Source organism: Aliiglaciecola sp. NS0011-25, from assembly GCF_040370605.1.
Classification (GTDB): domain Bacteria; phylum Pseudomonadota; class Gammaproteobacteria; order Enterobacterales; family Alteromonadaceae; genus Aliiglaciecola; species Aliiglaciecola lipolytica_A.
This window is the reverse complement of sequence record NZ_BAABWR010000018.1, coordinates 1-19,516: the sequence shown is the minus strand read 5'-3', so window position 1 is coordinate 19,516 and position 19,516 is coordinate 1. Positions and strand designations below refer to the sequence as shown.

The 19,516-nt window shown below is 40.3% G+C and carries 15 protein-coding genes; 8 read left to right on the top strand and 7 right to left on the bottom strand.

Annotated elements, in window-relative coordinates:
• The first annotated feature begins 59 nt into the window (after positions 1 to 59).
• The gene (locus ABWV72_RS15520; protein ID WP_353371592.1) at positions 60 to 677 is read left to right on the top strand and encodes a CDP-alcohol phosphatidyltransferase family protein; all 618 of its coding nucleotides are present in this window, start codon (positions 60 to 62) and stop codon (positions 675 to 677) included.
• On the opposite strand, the gene ABWV72_RS15515 is transcribed toward ABWV72_RS15520, so the two are convergent.
• Positions 674 to 1,483: a sterol desaturase family protein gene (locus ABWV72_RS15515; protein ID WP_353371590.1), complete on the bottom strand. Its 810-nt coding sequence runs from the start codon at positions 1,481 to 1,483 to the stop codon at positions 674 to 676. The genes ABWV72_RS15520 and ABWV72_RS15515 overlap by 4 nt on opposite strands.
• A 127-nt stretch (positions 1,484 to 1,610) precedes the next feature.
• Here ABWV72_RS15515 and ABWV72_RS15510 point away from each other — a divergent pair, with 127 nt between their 5' ends.
• Positions 1,611 to 2,318, top strand: coding sequence for a DUF1499 domain-containing protein (locus tag ABWV72_RS15510; RefSeq protein ID WP_342807516.1), 708 nt, complete (start codon positions 1,611 to 1,613; stop codon positions 2,316 to 2,318).
• 263 nt (positions 2,319 to 2,581) lie between these two features.
• Positions 2,582 to 5,656, top strand: a complete 3,075-nt coding sequence (locus tag ABWV72_RS15505; RefSeq protein WP_353371588.1) for an EAL domain-containing protein — start codon at positions 2,582 to 2,584, stop codon at positions 5,654 to 5,656.
• 65 nt (positions 5,657 to 5,721) lie between these two features.
• On the opposite strand, the gene ABWV72_RS15500 is transcribed toward ABWV72_RS15505, so the two are convergent.
• Positions 5,722 to 6,399, bottom strand: a complete 678-nt coding sequence (locus ABWV72_RS15500) for a spermidine synthase (protein ID WP_216050352.1) — start codon at positions 6,397 to 6,399, stop codon at positions 5,722 to 5,724.
• A 208-nt stretch (positions 6,400 to 6,607) separates the two neighbouring features.
• Between ABWV72_RS15500 and ABWV72_RS15495 the strand changes: the two genes are divergently transcribed.
• A complete protein-coding gene (locus ABWV72_RS15495; protein WP_216050351.1) occupies positions 6,608 to 7,723 on the top strand; it encodes a polysaccharide lyase family 7 protein in 1,116 nt (371 codons plus the stop codon).
• A gap of 104 nt (positions 7,724 to 7,827) precedes the next feature.
• Here ABWV72_RS15495 and ABWV72_RS15490 read toward each other — a convergent pair whose 3' ends face one another.
• Positions 7,828 to 8,319 carry a helix-turn-helix transcriptional regulator gene (locus ABWV72_RS15490; protein WP_216050350.1) on the bottom strand — a complete coding sequence of 164 codons (492 nt, stop codon included), beginning with the start codon at positions 8,317 to 8,319 and terminating at the stop codon, positions 7,828 to 7,830.
• A 145-nt stretch (positions 8,320 to 8,464) separates the two neighbouring features.
• Between ABWV72_RS15490 and ABWV72_RS15485 the strand changes: the two genes are divergently transcribed.
• Genes ABWV72_RS15485 through ABWV72_RS15470 form a run of 4 tightly spaced genes read left to right on the top strand, consistent with a single transcriptional unit; the run spans position 8,465 to position 14,065 of the window.
• On the top strand, positions 8,465 to 9,661 hold the full coding sequence (locus tag ABWV72_RS15485) for a TolC family protein (RefSeq protein WP_303500177.1): 1,197 nt from the start codon (positions 8,465 to 8,467) through the stop codon (positions 9,659 to 9,661).
• Positions 9,658 to 10,692 carry an efflux RND transporter periplasmic adaptor subunit gene (locus ABWV72_RS15480; RefSeq protein ID WP_216050348.1) on the top strand — a complete coding sequence of 345 codons (1,035 nt, stop codon included), beginning with the start codon at positions 9,658 to 9,660 and terminating at the stop codon, positions 10,690 to 10,692. The genes ABWV72_RS15485 and ABWV72_RS15480 overlap by 4 nt, the downstream gene beginning before the upstream one ends.
• Before the next feature lie 3 nt (positions 10,693 to 10,695).
• On the top strand, positions 10,696 to 13,770 hold the full coding sequence (locus tag ABWV72_RS15475; RefSeq protein WP_303500178.1) for an efflux RND transporter permease subunit: 3,075 nt from the start codon (positions 10,696 to 10,698) through the stop codon (positions 13,768 to 13,770).
• Positions 13,754 to 14,065 (top strand): DUF3240 family protein, encoded by a 312-nt coding sequence (locus tag ABWV72_RS15470; RefSeq protein WP_216050346.1) that lies wholly within the window; start codon positions 13,754 to 13,756, stop codon positions 14,063 to 14,065. Before ABWV72_RS15475 ends, ABWV72_RS15470 begins: the two co-directional genes overlap by 17 nt.
• Positions 14,066 to 14,155: 90 nt before the next feature.
• On the opposite strand, the gene ABWV72_RS15465 is transcribed toward ABWV72_RS15470, so the two are convergent.
• The 4 genes from ABWV72_RS15465 to ABWV72_RS15450 form a co-directional block, all read right to left on the bottom strand.
• Positions 14,156 to 16,240, bottom strand: a complete 2,085-nt coding sequence (locus ABWV72_RS15465; RefSeq protein ID WP_353371584.1) for a sensor domain-containing protein — start codon at positions 16,238 to 16,240, stop codon at positions 14,156 to 14,158.
• A 148-nt stretch (positions 16,241 to 16,388) separates the two neighbouring features.
• On the bottom strand, positions 16,389 to 18,158 hold the full coding sequence (locus ABWV72_RS15460) for a glycoside hydrolase family 9 protein (protein ID WP_353371582.1): 1,770 nt from the start codon (positions 18,156 to 18,158) through the stop codon (positions 16,389 to 16,391).
• A gap of 237 nt (positions 18,159 to 18,395) precedes the next feature.
• Entirely contained in the window at positions 18,396 to 19,067 is a 672-nt protein-coding gene (locus ABWV72_RS15455; RefSeq protein ID WP_303500181.1) for an LrgB family protein, read from the bottom strand.
• Positions 19,067 to 19,432 carry a CidA/LrgA family protein gene (locus ABWV72_RS15450; RefSeq protein WP_216050342.1) on the bottom strand — a complete coding sequence of 122 codons (366 nt, stop codon included), beginning with the start codon at positions 19,430 to 19,432 and terminating at the stop codon, positions 19,067 to 19,069. Before ABWV72_RS15450 ends, ABWV72_RS15455 begins: the two co-directional genes overlap by 1 nt.
• Between the last annotated feature and the right edge of the window lie 84 nt (positions 19,433 to 19,516).

Below are 19,516 nucleotides of genomic sequence, written 5' to 3'. Positions count from 1 at the left end.
CACTTTTAAAAAAATGATAAGCCATTCATAAGTGAAAACCACTAATAACAAGGTAAACCATGATTGACCCTCTATTAAATCGGCTTTTGAAAAAACCTCTTTGTTGCCTAGCGAAACGGCTAATTAAATGGGGTATTACTGCAGACTCAATAACCTTTGTGGGTTTTATAGTTGGAATGTTAGCGATACCGGCGATTATGTTCGAGCACTATTATGTGGCATTAAGTTTAATTTTGTTAAACCGATTAGGAGATGGATTGGACGGCGCTATCGCCAGAGAAACGGCCCCTTCTGACGCCGGTGGTTTTTTAGATATTACCCTAGATTTTATTTTTTATTCTGCCATTGTTTTTGCATTTGTATGTGTCAATCCACTGGAAAATGCAATTGCTGGCAGTTTTCTAATGTTGTCTTTTATGGCCACTGGGGGGAGCTTTTTAGCCTTTGCCATTATGGCCAGCAAACATGGTATAGACAGTCCTAACTATCCACAAAAAAGCTTACATTATATGGGTGGCCTAGCAGAGGGTTTTGAAACGATTTTAGTCTTGTGTCTATTTTGTTTGTTGCCCACTCATTTTGTACTGATCGCCAGTGTGTTTGCGGTCATTTGCTGGTTAACGGCAATTATTCGCATCTGGGTAGGTTATAACACTTTGCTAGCAACCAAAGATTAATCACTATGGTTGCTAGGTTTATCCCGAAAAGGCATTAACAGCACAGTTCCAATACCTGTATTGCTAGACTCATTGGGGTAGTCTTTTAATCCCAATTTTAGCCCATCGTCTCCTGCTTCGGCTTGTTTAGTGTAACTATTAAAAAGACGGTCCCAGATAGACAAACAGAAGCCATAGTTGCTATCAGTCTCTTTCACTACCTGGCTATGATGAATACGATGCATGGCTTGGGTAACCACCAATTTACGCAAAGGCCATTCTAACCAACTGGGCAATTTAATATTGCTGTGATTAAAAATCGCACTTCCATTGAGCAATATCTCAAAGATTAAAATCGCCTCAACCGGCACGCCTAAGATTAAAATCCCCAGAGCCTTAACCAATAAACTTAGGGCTATTTCAATCGGGTGAAAACGCAATCCAGTAGAAGCATCTAAATGGGGATCGGCATGGTGAACTTTGTGTAAACGCCATAAAATAGGCACACGATGGAATAAACGGTGCTGCCAGTAAATCAAACAATCTAGTATAATCACGGCCAGCGAAATCACCAACCAATCGGGCATACTTAGAATATTAAGTAAACCAAATTGCATGTTATCAGCGAAAATAGCGACAAATGCCAGCCCGGCAGGAACGAATAGCCGCCCCACAAGTGCACCACAGAACACCAAAAAAAAGTTGCTGAGCCATCTTTTCGATCGCGCTACAGGAGATACCCGATTGGGCAATATCGCCTCCCACAACATCATGATCACTAAGACCGTTAAAAAGCTACCCATTCGCAGCCATGCTTCATTTTGCATATTGATTCAATACCATTGTTAAACAGATTTCAAAACTAAGTCTAAAACAATTACTGACCGTACCTATTTGTTCATATATCATAAGGCTATAAAACATGGATATTACAATAAGATCGGAGTACTCACTATGAAGACCTTGGTTAGCCTCATTAGCTTTCTCGCTATTTTACTTGTTGCACTACCTGGCCCGTTATACAAATATGGAATTTTAGAGCTCGGTCCAGCTTTTACAGCATTGCGCTACGGAGTTTTCGCCGGTGTTGGGGCAATTATTCTGATTTTAATTCAAGTGATTTTTTTACGTAAAAACATCAGTTGGGCAAGTGTAACAGTATCTGCTGTTTTGGCATTAGTTGCCGTTGGTTTACCCCTTAGCATTATGAATAAAGCTAAATCTGTACCTCCGATTCATGATATTTCAACTGATCTTAGCAATCCTCCTCAATTTATCGCCATAGCAGACTTACGTGCAGATGCGCCTAATCCAGTTGAGTACGCCGGTGAAGAAACGGCTAAACAACAACGAGAAGCCTACCCGCAATTAACCCCTCAAACATTCTCTCAGCCTAGTTTGCAAGTCTTCAGTGCTACAGAAGCTGCCATTAAAGATTTAGGTTGGGAATTGGTTAATGCTGACAAAACATTAGGTATTATTGAAGCAACAGATACTACAGCCTGGTTTGGCTTCAAAGATGATGTGGTTGTTCGCATTGCTAGTAAAGGACCAGACACCATTGTTGATATCCGCAGCAAATCCCGTGTTGGTAGAAGTGATCTCGGCAAAAATGCTGAGCGAATTGAACAACTCATCGCTACAATCAAGAGTCATCTATAAAACAAATTAAGCCCTCAATATTTCATTTAGATAAAATATTGAGGCTTTTTGTGACGACCAAGATTCCACTAAAACCAAAGAAAAATATATTCTTTCTTATATGCTGTACAATTCTATGTATATAAGGTTTGAAACCTTGCGCTGTGGTTACCTATTTTGGATTTAATTAGATAAACATGAGACGATTTTTAAAGTCAATACAATCGAGGTTAGTGTTACTCATTTTTTTGGTTGCTCTTCCGGGGATATTGGCTCTTGTTTATATGTCAATCCTTGAGCGCGAGCATGCAATTCATGAGGCCCAAGAGGAAGCACTAAAAACGATAGATATCACCACAAATTTTCAATCTTTGTTGATTAAAAGAACTGAGAAATTTTTAAAGCACCTAGCGACATTTAGCGCGGTGTTAACGCCAGATTCAGCTGAATGTAGCGCGTTGTTAGCCGATATAGTAAAAATTAAAGATACCTACATAAACATTGGTGTACCAAACGCTAGTGGGGAGTTGGTATGTAACGCTAAACCACTCAAGCAACCGATAAATGTCGCTGACCGTGCTTATATCCAACAAGCGATGGCAAATAAACAATTTTCGATTGGTGAATATCAAGTAGATAGAGCAGCGAAAGTAGCCAGTATTAACTTTGCGTATCCCGTCTTAAATCCGCAAAATAATGATGTCATTGGAGCTGCGGTAGCCGTGCTCTCGCTTGATTGGTGGAGTAAACAACTTTCCGATTCTCGTTTACCGCCAAATTCAGTAGCGTACATAACGGATCATGAACAAAAAATACTGGCCGCCTTTCCTGCTGATGCTAACTTACTGGGTTCGGACATTTCAATTATTCAAGGTAATCTTCAAAAATACGATTCTACTTTTAAGGTCGATAACCAACAGCGAATTTTTGTTGAAAAGCCACTATTCAATGATAGTGAAGTTATTAATATTCTCGTCGGTATTCCTTTCGGAGAAGAGCTTAACGCGATCAATTCACGTTTAATCATCACTGGTATTGTGCTACTTCTGATTGTATTTTTAATGATTATCATCGCCAGTTGGGGTATTCAAAAGACTTTAGTTATCCCTTTAAGAAACCTGTTGCAATCAACAAAAGATTTAGAGTTGGGTAAAGATATCGCAGATATACCTGAGCAAGGTTCATCTGAGCTTATAGAATTGCAACACCGCTTTATGCTGATGGCCAAAACTCGCTTAAACGCTGAAAGACAACTGCAAGAAAGTCAACAATCCCTATTAAAAAGTGAAAAAGAGTTTTCTGAACACATAAAGAATACCTCACTTGGCTGCATTTCTTGGGATAAAAACCTTATTTGTACTAAGTGGAACAAATTTGCAGAAAATATATTTGGTTATACTGCGAATGAGGCAATAGGTAGACATGCCTCAGATCTTATTTTGCTACCCGAATTAGAAGAAGAACTCATCAATGTTTATCAGTTACTGCTAGATCAAAAAGGAGGCAGATGTAATACCAATGAGAACTTCACTAAAAACCGCAACGTTATAATTTGTGAATGGCACAGTACACCAATCTTAAATGAATTCGGTACTGTTATTGGCGTAACTTCGCTGGTCCAAGATGTGACCAAAAATAAGCAGATTGAAGAACAGCTCAAGTTAGCTGCCAGTGTTTTCTCCCATGCCCGCGAAGGCATCATCATCACCGATATTAAGGGAGATATAATCGACGTCAATCAAACCTTCGTCAATATAACAGGGTATTCACGAGAAGAAGTTTTAGGTAAAAATCCAAGCATTCTAAAATCAGATAAACAATCTACAGATTTCTATCAAAAGCTGTGGAAAGCAATTTCAGAATACGGTTTTTGGTGCGGAGAAATCTGGAATAAACGTAAGAATAATGATGTTTATGCCCAACTGCTAACCATTAGCGCCGTAAATGATGCCAATGGTAATGTAAAAAATTATGTGGCTATATTTACCGATATTTCCGAGTTTAAAGAGCAGCAAAATAAACTTGAGCACATGGCCCATTACGATGTTTTAACTAACCTCCCCAATCGCACACTATTGGCAGACCGGTTAAGGCAGGCAATTTCCCAAAGCAAACGCAATCAGAGATTATTGGCTGTCGTATTTTTGGATTTAGATGGGTTTAAAGAAGTAAACGATACCCATGGGCACAGTTTAGGTGATGACTTGTTAGTGGTTATTGCATCTCGACTAAAAGAGGCCATGCGAGATTGCGACACATTATCACGCTTCGGTGGTGATGAATTTGTTGCCGTATTAGCAGATTTGGAGCAATTACAAGATTTCCAACCGATCATAAACCGGATGTTAAAAGCCGCTTGCGTACCAGTAACTTTAGGCAATATCACCCTAAAAGTCTCAGCAAGTATAGGTGTTACTTTGTACCCTGCCGACCAGACCGACGCCGACCAACTTATTCGTCATGCTGACCAAGCAATGTATTTGGCCAAGCAAAAAGGCAAAAACTGCTACCACCTATTTGATATCAAATCTGAAGATGCTATCAAGGTGCGTCATGAAAGGTTACAAAATATTCGAACCGCGTTAGACAACCGCGAGTTTGTGCTGTTTTACCAGCCTAAAGTAAATATGAGAACCGGAGAAGTTATTGGCGCCGAAGCATTAATTCGTTGGCAGCATCCTGAGCTAGGACTACTGTCTCCGGCGGAGTTTTTACCTTTCATTGAGAACCATCAGCTGAGCATAGACGTTGGCGAATGGGTAATTGAGGAAGCGTTACAGCAAATAGGTAAATGGCAAAAAGATGATCTTGTGATCCCTGTTAGCGTCAACATTGGTGCACTGCAGATTCAGCAGAATAATTTTGCTGAGCGGCTAGGAAAGCTACTACTTGCCTATCCTGATATTGCACCCAACTTATTACAACTAGAAGTCTTAGAGACCAGTGCTTTAGAAGATCTGTTAGATGCGTCAGAGACAATGAAAAACTGTATAAATTTAGGGGTGAGTTTTGCGATTGATGACTTTGGAACCGGTTATTCTTCACTCACTTATTTAAGAAGATTACCTGCCAACTTAATCAAAATAGATCAAATCTTTGTGCGAGACATGTTAATCGATCCTGACGACAGAGCCATAGTCGCGGGTATAGTCGCCCTGGCTAAATCTTTCAATCGGAATGTTATTGCCGAAGGAGTAGAGACTGTTGCCCACGGCGTTACGTTACTTCAACTTGGTTGTGACCTAGCACAAGGTTATGGTATTGCCCGACCAATGCCAGCTCAGGATATAGTTGCATGGACGGCGCAATGGAATACTGAGCAAATATGGCAAACATGGGTTACTGACAATAAAAGCTAACAAAGACTTCAGTAGAGCTAAAATCGAAACTCGATTTTAGCTCTACTGGTAGATTTAGCTGGTTCTTAGGGTTTTCTAGCCAGAAAAATAGTATGCCTGCTTCCCTTACCTTGCCGCGCTCTCACTACACGGGTATCAACATCAAAACCAGCATCTTTTAAACGCACGCTGAACAGATAATCAGGACCTGCCGACCAAACCGCTAGCATCCCCTTAGGTCGTAATACCTGATAGATATCTTGAATTCCCTGTATTGAATAAATCCAATTATTATTGGCATGAGTAAGCCCTTCAGGACCATTATCAACATCCAGTAAAATAGCATCAAAGGTCGGTTTATTAGTTGATAACAGCGCTTTAACATCGCCCACTACCACTTTAGTGCGAGGATCATCGAGTGGACGCTTAGCACATTCTCCTAATGGCCCCTGATTCCAGACAACCACTTCAGGAACTAATTCAGCTACCGTAACTTGTGCTGACAAGGGTACAGCTTTTAGGGCTTCTGCGAGTGTGTACCCCATGCCTAACCCACCCACTAATACTTGAGCATCATCAACTGACTTTAAATAAGCACAGCCTAGCTTAGAAAGCTCTTTCTCTGAATTATAGACTCGACTATTCATCAGTTCGCCACGAATACCTGACAAACGTATTGAAAATTCATCACCTCGTTGCGATAGTTTCATTTCACCGCCACCATTAGGGATATTGGCAGTGCCTAACTGGGTCCATGGGATCATGAATTGCCCTTAAAAAAATATTCTGAAAACAAACCCACAGATTAACATAATTATACGGTTAACTAATTACAACAATGCTGCTTGTAAACAATTAATGCATTCCAGCTAATTCCCAGTTAAATTAATACATAATCAATTGATTAAGTATTTGTTATGGATTTGTCTAAAATAGTAGGCAAATTATTGAGAACTTTAATAAGAGAACTAAATGAATAAACCGCGAATTAAAAAAATTGCGCAAGCAAGTGTCATATTACCTTTGTCGATATCTTTTGTTTTAGCTTGTTCAAACAATAGTATGCAAGATGATTCTAGTAGTCCTGTCTCATCCGTTGCTAATGTTCCTGCAACCAAATTTGATTTATCTAATTGGAAAATTACCGTGCCGGTGGACATCGACAACAATGGCAAAATTGATGAAATCGACGTGGCTGAAATGCAAACCTATGTTCACCCTGATTTTTTCTATTTAGATGAAAATGGCGGCATGGTTTTCGCGACTCCGAATAAAGCAATCACCACTGCTTCATCAAGTAATACGCGTAGCGAACTACGCCAAACCTTCCGAGGTGTAAATAAAAAAATTAAGACTAAAGCTCCGGGAAATAACTTTGCTTTGGCAGCCCATCCTTTAGCCTCTAAATTTGCTGCTATTGGCAGTAAAGTAGATGCAACACTAAAAGTAGATCATGTAGCCCTGCGGGCCAAAAACCCCGACACACCTGCTGCATTTTCAGTGGTAGTGGGTCAAATTCATGCGGTGAAAGATGACAAGGTAATCGCTAAAAATCAAGGTTTTGGCTGGGGTAATGAACCGATAAAAATCTATTTTAAAAAGTGGCCAAATCATCAAAAAGGCTCTGTTTTTTGGAATTATGAGCGCAACTTGGCAAAAACTGATCCGAATCGCACCGATATTGCCTATCCAGTATGGGGAAATACTTGGGAAAACCCAAATGAACCTGGAAATACTGGCATCGCATTAGGAGAAGAATTTAGCTATAGCATCAATGTGTACGAAAATACCATGTACCTAACCTTTAGCGCAGAAGGCAAAGACGATGTTAAATACGAGATAAACCTCGCTAATAATATTGACGCTTACGGAAAGATTGACCCGAAAGATAATCCACTAGGTTATGCTGGTGACTCTCATTACTTTAAAGCCGGAGCGTATAACCAATGCAGCACAAAAGACCAAGCAGGCACTCTTTGGTATGCAGGATGTTTAGGAACTGGGGATTGGCAAACGGACAAAATGAATGGTGACTATACCCAAGTGACTTTTAGTAAGCTGACATTAAGTTCACCGGAAGCCCGTTAAACGAGAGTGAGTCCAATAGTTACCTCCGCGGTGCACAAGGTGCAGTGGGGCAAGCGCATGTTTCAGTAACCGGAAACATGCGCTAAAACCTAACGAAAATACGGTTAATTAAGAAAGTCTTCTAAAAACCACGCTGACAATTCATGTCGACCTTGTAAGTTGCTTTTCGAATATAAGCTAGAGGCTTGTTGCCTAACAGTGGCCTCTTTCGTGTCCCTAACGGAGGCAATTTCTTTTAAGCTTAAACCTTTTAAAATAAGTATCGCTACCTGCTGCTCTCCAACTGTCAAACCCCAGTCATTAAACTGCGCCTGAATAACCTGAGCATAATGTTTACGTTCGCTAGCGATTTCTCCGCTGAGCGTCTGAATTTGTATATTGGCATCTTTAAGTTTTGTCGCTAAGCGGTTTAATGATCTAGAACGTAACCGCAAATCATGGATGAGAAGTAAAGCTGCAATGGCCGAAACAATAACAATTATGCTTTCCCCTAACACATGCCAAATAGGCACATTTAATTGTATATCAACAAAGACATCCATCGCATTGAGTATCATGATGGTAATTAGCACTAAAATGATAATTCGATCTTTCATTTACTCTCCAACTCTCTAAATTTAATACCAATTCCGGTTATATCGAACATATGTTCGATGCCAAGTCCTACATGTGTTTATTGTTCCATAACCGATTAACATCAATAATTTGCGCACTGACCTAACCAGTAAGCAGCGCAAAATAATGTTTTATCTATCAGCAATCCCAAAACCACTTTTCATATTATTTTTTATTTGGCCTTCATCTATTTTTGCCGCGCAGTTGACACTCAATGATGTATTAAATGCTGCGTTAGAGATTCACCAACAGGATAACAAACAAAATCTGTTAAAGGGTAAAATTGAACAACCTTCTGATTCTTGGTTTGCTAGTCCTCCTACGGTTGGACTTTTATATATGCACAACCAGCAAAGCCTAGGTTCTAAAGAAACAGAAATCAGTTTAAACTTAGCAATTAAATCACGTTTACAGACTGACATTGACCAGCAATTAAAAAGTACTGCTCCCTTAATTCAGCGCCATGCGTTGCAACAACAAGCGCTATTCTTATCTGGGCTGATCCGCTTCACAATTTGGGAATATAAACTCGAATATGTTTACCGTGAACAAGCGCAGCAAAAACTCAAAGTGCTAAATAGGTTACTAAGCCATTACGAACAACTCGAACAAGCTGGTAACACCCCTTCATACCTAACCTTACTCGTAAAACAAGAACGTATTCAGGTTCAACTCGCTTTGTTAACACATCAAAATAGAACCCAAACCTTATTGGCACAATACACTGAGCTTACTGGTTTACATGCACTACCCGATAATACCAATGAAACCGTCTACAATAAAAATCTAGATGTGCTTAACATGCATCCTGACGTGCAGGCATTAGATGCAATTTGGCAGTTAAATATTGCCCTACTTAATGGGGCTTCAAATCATGCTAAACCTTGGAACCTTTCAATTTTTGCTAAGCAGAACGAAACCGCAGGGATCACTGACAAGCAAATAGGCCTAGGCGTTGAAATCCCTTTGTCGGTAGGCAACAACTATACAGCTACTCAGTATAACGAATTTATAGCCGCTCAATCTCAATACGCGATGGAAAAGAAACAGACGCAGCAACTAATTCGGCAATCCATCAGCGATGCAGCCGCCCAGCTGGAAATTAGTAAAGCACGGCAAACACTGCTTAATCAATCTTTGCAGATAACCCAGAAACTACAGCCAACCTTAGATAAATTGCTGACATCCAATATAACCGATCAAGAGTGGATCTTAAGAAGGACGCTAGAGATTGTCGAAATTCAAGGGCAATACGCCATAAATCAAATTAATTTGGCCAAAAATATAGCCACCCTTAATCAAGCAGCAGGAAAATCTTTATGAAAGGTTTCGTAAAATCTATCTTTATTGCCACCAGTTTACTGGTTATCACTTCCACTTCGGCAGAACAGTTTAGTCTTGATGTAAAAGATCTCAACAATTTAGCGCTGCAGACAAAACGGGTAGAACAAATAAATGAATATGCAGGTCGCCCTACTCTGGGTGAAGTGTCAGAATTGCCGGGGCAAGCTTACACTGTCCGTTCACCTTTAACGGCTCAGCAAGTACGATTTCTGCACCCTGTAGGCACTAAGCTCAATATTGGAGTGGATTTTGTTGAACTAAGTGGTCCGGAAGTACATCACTATTATAGCCAGTATCAGGTAAAAAAATCGTTGTTTGAACTTACTCAGCAACAGTATGAAAAAAATAGAAAATTATTTGCTCAGTCTGCTATCTCTCAACAGGCCTGGCTTGACATCACTCACGCCTATTTCGCAGCTAAGCTAGAGTATGATGAAGTGCAGCACTTTTTTGAGTTAGTTGCCCGCTTTAATGACGAAACAGAAACGTTAACCTTAAAAACACCAATCAAGGGCGTAGTGCAATACACTAGATTTGAATCGCTGACAGAAGGCAGCGTAATTGCTAAGGTCACTCCTTTAGAAAGCATCAGGTTGAGTTTTAATATTACTAACAAGGAAGCAAAAAACCTGGCTTACTTATCCGCATCAAACTCTCAGTGTAAGTTAAACATAAGTAGTATCGAACTTGTTACCGCGGGACTTTCTAGCAAGGTTTGGAGCGACCCCTTGAACACTGAATGTCCTTACAATTTAGGGCAGAACTTGTCAGTCACGCCATTTTTTAAGCAGCACGCTTATTTAGTTCCCAAACAATCGGTTTTTTCGATGAACGGAGCCCAGTTTGTATTTGTGAAATCAGGTAATCAATTAACCGCAGTTAAAGTCACGCTCGTTAGCAGTGCTGCTGAAAATTATACAGTCACTAGTCAAGAATCACTTATTAACAGTCATCTACTCATCAGCTCCGTGAGCGCTGCTCAAGGTATACTGCTCGGGCTGGGGGAATGAATAATGTTATCTAATTTGATTCGATTATCCCTTAGCCAGCGGATTTTCATTCTACTAATGGCGGTAGGAGTCATGCTCACCGGCATTGTCTCGTGGATGAATATCCCTATAGACGCGTTCCCTGACATTTCGCCTACCCAAGTTAAAGTAATACTGAAAGCGCCAGGAATGACAGCTGAGGAAATAGAAGCGCAGGTGACTCTCCCCGTAGAGACAGAGTTATTGGGGATCCCTGACCAACAAGTATTGCGATCGACCACCAAGTACGCAATTACCGACATTACCCTTGATTTTGTTGAGGGCACTGATATTTACTGGGCTAGACAACAAGTGGCGGAACGCCTAAACAATATTTGGACTTCGCTGCCCGCAGATCTTGAAGGCGGTATTGCACCGATGAGTACACCTTTGAGTGAAATGTTTATGTTTTCACTGGAAAATCCGCAGCTAAGTTTACTTGAACGCAGACAAATACTGGAGTGGGAGATTCGGCCCTTACTTAGAACCATAGATGGTGTCGCCGACGTAAATATATTGGGTGGCTTTGCGAAAACTTATCAGATCACACCAGATCCGGTAAAGCTAGCAACTTTAGGCTTAACCTTAAACCAATTAGCTCAACAGATTCAAGCAAACAATTTGAACGGGAATATTGGTCGTTTAGATATAGGTAACGACGCGCTAATTATTCGTGGTGAAGGACGCATAGATACCTTAGATCAACTTCGAGACATGGGAATCAGTAACCGTCTTCAACAGTCTATTAGATTATCTGATGTGGCGGATGTTAGCGTGGGTCATTTAACCCGTTATGGTTCTGTTACCCGCAATGGTGAAGAAACCACTGAAGCCATCGTTATATCGCTGAAAAATGCCAATACGGCAAGAGTAATAGAAGGCGTTAGTGAAAAGTTAAAACAAATTGAAACGAGCCTACCTACTGGCTCACAAATAAACGTTTTTTATAATCGTAAGAACTTAATCGACACAGCAATAGGAACCATTCAAGAAGCATTATTGATTGCCGTGATATTGGTGATTATTGTGTTAACTTTGTTTTTAGGAAATATTCGAGCCGCACTAGTTGTATCCATGATCTTACCCCTTGCCGCGTTGAGCACATTTTGGCTGATGAATAGTGTCAATATGTCGGCCAATTTAATGAGCCTAGGCGGTCTGGTTATCGCAATCGGTATGCTTGTAGATGCTTCCGTAGTCGTCGTCGAAAATGTTGTTAATCAGCTAAGTAAAAAAAACCACTTACCCAAGTTACATCTGGTTTTTCGAGCCTGTAAAGATGTTGCCGTACCCGTGGTTTCCGGCACAATCATAGTGATAATAGTGTTTTCGCCTTTACTGACACTGACCGGTTTGGAAGGTAAATTGTTTAAGCCCGTGGCGATGACGATTGTATTTGCGATGTTTTGTGCACTGCTGTTATCACTAACCGTTATTCCAGCACTGGCCTCAATATTAATTAAACAACATGATTCCGCTGAGCCTAGTTTTGTAACCACACTCAAAGCCAATTATCGCACCACCTTATCTAAAACGTTAGCCCGCCCTGCTCCGCTAATTATCGGCATACTGTTAGCATTAATCGCTAGTGCCGTGCAGTTCGTATATTTAGGTAAAACCTTTATGCCTGTGCTCGATGAAGGCGACATAATTGTACAGCTTGAAAAAACGCCAAACATAACGTTAACGGCTTCCACGGAACTGGATATACAAATTCAAAATGCATTGCTTGAACAGGTGCCTGAAATAAGCCAAATCGTCGCCAGAGTCGGTGCCGACGAAATAGGTTTGGATCCAATGAGCTTGAATGAAACAGATGTTTTTATGGAATTAATCCCACCAGCACAATGGCGATTCAGTTCTAAATCAAAGTTAGTCGACGCCATTCGAGATGTGCTAAAACAGTTTCCCGGTATTAACTTTGGATTCACCCAACCTATTCAAATGCGAGTTTCAGAAATGCTTACTGGCAGCACAGGAGATGTAACCATTAAGGTGTTTGGACAGGATTTAACCGAGTTAGCTAAATTGGCCTCACGTATCTCCGAAATAACTAAGTCCACTGCGGGGAGTGTTGATGTCAATACTGCGGTCACCGAAGGAGGTGAGTTTTTAAATATTCGTCTCAAACCAGAAATTGCGCAGCGCTATGCCATGAGCATTACCGAATTGTCGAGTTATTTACGTTCACAATTCGAAACTGTTGCAATATCAGAAATAATTCAGGGCAAACGTAAAACCCCTGTCGTATTCGCTACTTCTGCTAGCTCTGCAATGCGTCCAGGCACATTACACGAGATCAAAAACAATCTAATTTTGTTACCAGATGCTAGCTTAGTACCTCTGCATGAAATCGCTGAAATAAGCTTTAAGCAAGGACCTATTTTAGTTGAACGAGAAAACAGTAATCGTTTTTCAGTGGTAACCACCAACGTGTCTGGGCGCGATATAGTGGGTTTTGTCGAAGAGTTAAAAAAGACCCTTGCCAACACACTGGAACTGCCGTCTGGTTACGTACTTAGTTTTGGTGGTGAGTTCGAAAACCAACAACGAGCCACCAATAACCTTATGATGGTTGTGCCCATTTCATTATTGCTGATTTTAATCATCCTGTTTACTACTTTTGGTTCGTTAGCAAAATCTGCACTTATTTTAGTAAATATCCCCTTTGCCGTGATGGGCGGAATTTTCGCTTTATTTATTAGTGGCCAATATTTGTCAGTTCCCGCATCGGTGGGCTTTATCGCTTTATTGGGAATTGCCGTATTAAATGGGGTGGTAATGGTAAGCTACTTTGAACAAACAAAAATGGAGATTAGCGACACTCTCATCCGCATTATTGATGGAGCAACTCGACGTTTAAGACCAGTATTGATGACAGCGATGACTGCCATGTTTGGGCTAGCTCCACTAGTCTTCGCATCAGGTCCTGGCGCAGAAATTCAAAAACCACTAGCCATTGTTGTGATTGGAGGCTTATTTACCTCTACCCTAACCACTTTGTATTTATTACCTGTGTTGTATAATTGGATGGAGCGTCGAAATGCAAAAACAAAATAATATTCAATTGCTTATAGCGATTGTGCCACAACAATTAAAGGATAATTTAGTAGATACTTTAATTGGTTTAGAGGCCTTATCAGGTTTTAGCTTAAGCAAAATTCAAGGCTATAGTCGTGAGAATCATCAATACAATATTCAAGAACAAGTTGAAGGCTATAGGGATTTCTATCGATTTGAACTATTGCATAACCCAGCCCACTACCAAGAACTGTTAGCACATATTAAACAAGTTTGTGCTAACAGCCATATCCGCTTTTGGTGTGTTCCTGTTATTGATGGCGGGACTTTATAGAAAGCAGTAGAAAAAACACTTTTTCATATCAAGCATTGCCGGTGGTCAAAAACACGTTATGAATAATCGTTGGAATGTAGATTTAATTTTTTAATGTTGGCTAGAAAATTTAAGTAGCTGTTTAGCAGTTAATGGTTTACTAAAATAAAATCCTTGCACCAAATCACAACCTAAATCTTTCAAAATAGTAAGTTGTGGCTCCGTTTCTACACCTTCGGCAACCACAGTTAGCCCGAGGCTATTTGCCATGGCAATGGTCGCTTTAACTAAGTCACAATCTGACTTGTTTAATGTGATCCCATGAATAAAACTGCGGTCTATTTTAAGAACATTAAAAGGATACTGCCTTAAATAACTTAATGATGAATATCCCGTCCCGAAATCGTCTTGAGATAATTTAATTCCTAAAGCACTGATTTCAGCAATGGATTCATGAATGTAAGATTGACCATTCATTAACACCCCTTCGGTAATTTCAAGCTCTAAACATTCTGCACTAATTTGCGTAACCTCTAATGCCTTTTTAAGGCTCGAGAGTAACCCCTGCTCTCGAAATTGACGAGGTGACAAATTAATTGCCATTGTATAAAACTGTTGATCGCAAATTTGCCAATGTTTTAAAAAAGCTAGAGCTTGATTGATCACAAACTCACCGACAGGCACAATTAATCCAGTATGTTCGGCAATTGGAATAAACTCGTCGGGTGTGACCTCGCCCAATGACGGGTTATGCCAGCGCAGCAATGCTTCTGCACCCACAATTGCATTATTGTTTATCTCGAATTTAGGCTGATAATACACTTCAAACTCACCACGCTCGAGAGCAACATGCATCTGCTCTTCGATTGCAAAACGGCGTTGCATAACCTTATTCATTTCGCTGGTAAAAAATGAAAAAGTATTCCTTCCTAATGCTTTAGCTTGGTACATTGCCGTATCGGCGTTGCGCAATAAATCAGATGCGCTATTGCCGTTTTCTGGGTAAACGGCTATGCCAATACTTAACGTTAAAATTAATTCTCTTCCAGCTAACTGGAATGGCTTTCTAAAGGTTTTTAGTAAGTTCTCAGCAATGGCTAACGCATCATTTGGTTCAGCTAAACCTTTCAATAAAACGATAAATTCATCACCACCTAAACGCCCAACGGTGTCTTCTTTTCGTACAACTTGTTTTAATCGGTTGGCAGCACTGATTAATAGTTTGTCACCGATTTCATGACCCAAAGAGTCGTTTACTTTTTTAAAGTCGTCTAAGTCAATAAAAATGACCACGGCTTTTTGATCGTTTCGTTTAGCTTCAATGAGAATTTGAGACAAACGGTCGAGGGCTAAAAAACGATTAGGCAATAAAGTAAGGCTATCAAAATAGGCTTGATGACGAATTAATTCTGCCGATTTATGCTGTTCAGTAATATCGCGTATAACAACCATTACCTGTTTATATTCGCTCAGATAGGCCAACCTTGCTTCAAAATATGAAATGCCCTGTGGCATAGTGAGATCATATTCAAAGCTAATCATCTCCCGCTGTTCTATGACTTTTTCAATGTACGTCTGAAACTTGCTGGTAACTTCCTCAGGCATAACATCCGCCATGTTTTTGCCAATAAATTGCTGAGGAGAAACGTAGAGATTTTCTTGTTTACTGGCATGATAATCAATAATGGTCCCGTCTTTTTGCATCAAAAAGAATAGATCTGGAATAGCTTCAAAAATGGTTTCTAGCATGTGTTCTTTGAACAATGCCTGGGCTTCAGCTTTTCTGATATCCGTCAGATCAATATCAACACAGTACATTTGTTTATTACCGTATTGATTGGTGAACATTACATGGCTTGAAAACACCGATACTTCGGCGCCACTTTTATGCTGCAAGGTAATCTCGGCCGCCGGAATCTCGACACCTTGATTGAGCCAATTTCCATGGGCCTCAACCACTCCTTCTCGCATATAGGGTGGAATGATTAAGTCTTCTAATTTTTGTCCGGTCGCTTCTTGCTTGGAATAACCATAAAGTACCTCACTGCCTTCATTCCAATAGATAACTCTGCGATCATCATCATAGCCTTGCACAGAAATCACTTTAACGGCGTCAAACAATTGGTGAAGCGGATCATTGAGCTCATATTGATGAGACAATGTTTTGCTTATTTTGCCTGTTTTGTTTGAACTCATTTTCGCGAATATTCCCAATTACACAGCTTTCCCCTAATAGTAGAACGAAACAATTAAATTAACACTAATAAAGCCAAAGCATTTCATTGGGATTGTTGAAAATTGTGTAGTTTAAATCGCGCAAAACTCAGTTTGTCATATCCTTTATTTACTCCGCCGCGAGAAGGCTACCAAGCACGTAAACCAGAGGCGCATTCCAGTTAATTGCTACTTCATTACTTGCGTAGCTGCACCAGTCATCAACATAGCTACCAGCAGCAAAGTTGTTTGCATAATCGCATTTATCTTGTTGTCCTGGTTGTGGCCCTCCCGCAAGCATGCCGGGTACAGGTTCGTCGATTTTGTCACCGGCAGAAATACGGTGATGAGGATTTTGTGGGCTGATGTCACCAAACCCGGTTAAAAAAGAATAGCCTGTGGGATTGCGACCGAATACAAAATTGAGATTACCTTGGGCAACTTGACGATACTTTTCGTCGCCGGTAATTCGAAATGCGTTCAGCAACATAATCGCTTTATTTAAAACAACCGAATTACTTCCCCAAACATAATCGTCTGAGTTCATCGCCACACCGTAACCATTATTTTCATATATTTGTAAACTTGCTTCAGCGTAGTCAATCAGCTGAGATTGCAGCTTTTGAAAATCGATAGACGTTAAAGACGGCTTCCCTTCTCTGACAAGGCTAAAGTAACCCAAGGCTGCCACATTGCTCCAATCGGGCTCTTTAAGAGGTTTGTTGTATTGTTGAAATGCGTGCAAATACTTTGCATTCTTTGTGGCTAAAAACAACTCTGCTCCAGCCCATGCAAATTCATCTGAAAAATCATTATCACCATATTCACCGCTGCTGACATCTGCAGGTTGTTGATATACGTAATTCGGATGGGCCATCGCCCAACGCCATGCTTTTTGCGCACTTGCTAACCATGTATCCAACTGTTCTGGATTCTCTGAAAACAACGGACGTAAAATTCGACTCGCTGCTGCAAGCGTGGCTGCGTAATCCAATGCTGCGGATGTTGAGAAACCAATTACATAACGATCTGCGTTGTCATCTGCCGGCATATCTTTACCCGGCCACTGCAAGGTAGTGAGTTTATGATAAACCGCACCTTCATCATTTTGCATAGTATGCAGCCACTCAAGGTTCCACATAAGTTCATCAACAATATCGGGAAGCTGATTATTAGACTCAGGAATCGCCAAAGCAAGATTGTGGTAATAATTAGGATTATCAGCATAGGCGGCTAACAAAGTATAAGTTGCGATACTGGCATTCACGGTATATTTACCGTAGTCACCTGCGTCATACCACCCCTTCGGTGAACTGATGGTACTGAAGGCGGGTTGACTAGGACTGGCAGCAGAAGGATGCACAATGACGTTTTGATCAAGGTGACCTGCTTGGCGTTGAAATTTGCCTGCATAGGGTTCTGTTAAGGCCATTCCAGCGCGATTAAAATAAAAATATTTCAATGCTGCCTTATGTGCCAGTTGATTAATCTGGCTATCAATTTTTATTTGCCGTGAGAGTTCAACGCCTTCACCAACTTGCTTAATCGTTAAGCTATAAGTACCGGGTTGAGAAAATTCCGAAAAATCAGCAAATTTAAACTTATCAGGCCCTTGCGCTGACCAGGTTTTGGACTCGCTCAATGGGCCATCAAACACAGTGTCACCACGCAAATTTTGTAACCTGAACGATGTCTCTTGGGTGTTTGGCACAATTGCACCTTTTTCACCCTTTACAAAATATCCCAGTTGATTAATCTGAATTACTTGGTCGGGCTGCTGTGTTGCTATTGCATTGGCGGGCTGAGGGGGGATATCGGCTGTTTTACAGCCAATTAAAACCGAAGTTACGGTGTAACAGATTAAACTAGACAACAGTGTTTTTTGATTAAATTTAAGCATTTAGTCCCCTTAATTAATAGGCGATAAAATAAATTCATTACAAGTAAAAAGGTTTTATTCAAGCCTCTTCAAAAAATGAATCAACCGCAATTAAAGCCTAAATACAAATCGTTGGCATTTTGGCTTTCCTAAAACAAGATATGGAAGAATGAAGTAATAACGAAATTTATACCAGAGCGCTTCTTTGCTTTTTCTTAAAATGCGATTCCGAAAAAACCTATTTCATTGGCAGGCTGATTAAATCCAGGTGAAAAATTGATACGCCATTGGCGCTAGAAATGATGAGAATATCGCAGCAATGATCAATGCAACTGAACTAAATGCGGTATCCTCAGAAGAGTGTTTTACAGTGGCGGAAGTGCCAATAGCATGTGAGAGACTTCCTACGATAATTCCTCTTTGCACAGACTCGTTTACGCCCAACAATTTGAAGATTGGGTAGAAAAGAATAGCGCCTGTTAATCCTGCGAATAACCCTAAAACAATCACGATTGAAGTTTGTCCGTTTAGACTCCCGCTAATCTCAAGGGCAATGGGTGTGGTGATGGATTTAACTAAAAGGGATGCTAAAAGAGGTGCAGGAGCATCAAACAACCAAGCAACAAAGCCGGTAAATAGCACTGCCAATGAACAGCTTGCTAAACACGACAGTAAAATAAACTTCATGTTGGAGCGAATCTGCGGTAGCTGTTCATACAACGGATAAGCAAAGGCTACCACTGCGGCTTGCATAAAGTAGTTTATCCAATTGGTTTGCGCGTAATAAGTTTCAAAGGGAACGTCCAACACTAAAAGAATAGCAATAATGGCAATCATACTGATCAATAAAGAATTTAAAAAAGGAATTTTGATTCGATGTAAAAAGTACACCGATAGTAAATAAACCACTAGGGTTAGTGCTATCCACATTATTGATGTTCCTTAGCCTTGAGTTGTTTAAATAGCAAACTCAATATTACCGCGACAACAATATTAGACGCTATTGTACAGGCCAATATTAATCCTATTTGCTGGTACATTAGCTCAAAGTAATTCATTAATCCGACAGCAATAGGAATGAAAAACAACAACATGTGTTTTAGCATTAATTTAGCACCGTCTTCCATCAATCGAACCGGAATAACGCCAACTGATAAGCAAAAAAATAATAACAACATTCCGATGATACTGCCCGGTAAGGAAATGCCAGACAAAGCTTGAAGGGTTATTCCTACCCACAAAAACAAAAAAATGATGGCGATGGAAAAGAAAACCTTAAGAATCGTACTTAACACGCTGATTTAATGCCATTTAATAGTAGATTTACAAATAATACCAGATTGCGGCCTCAATTCTGCGTAAAGTATAAAATTTAATGT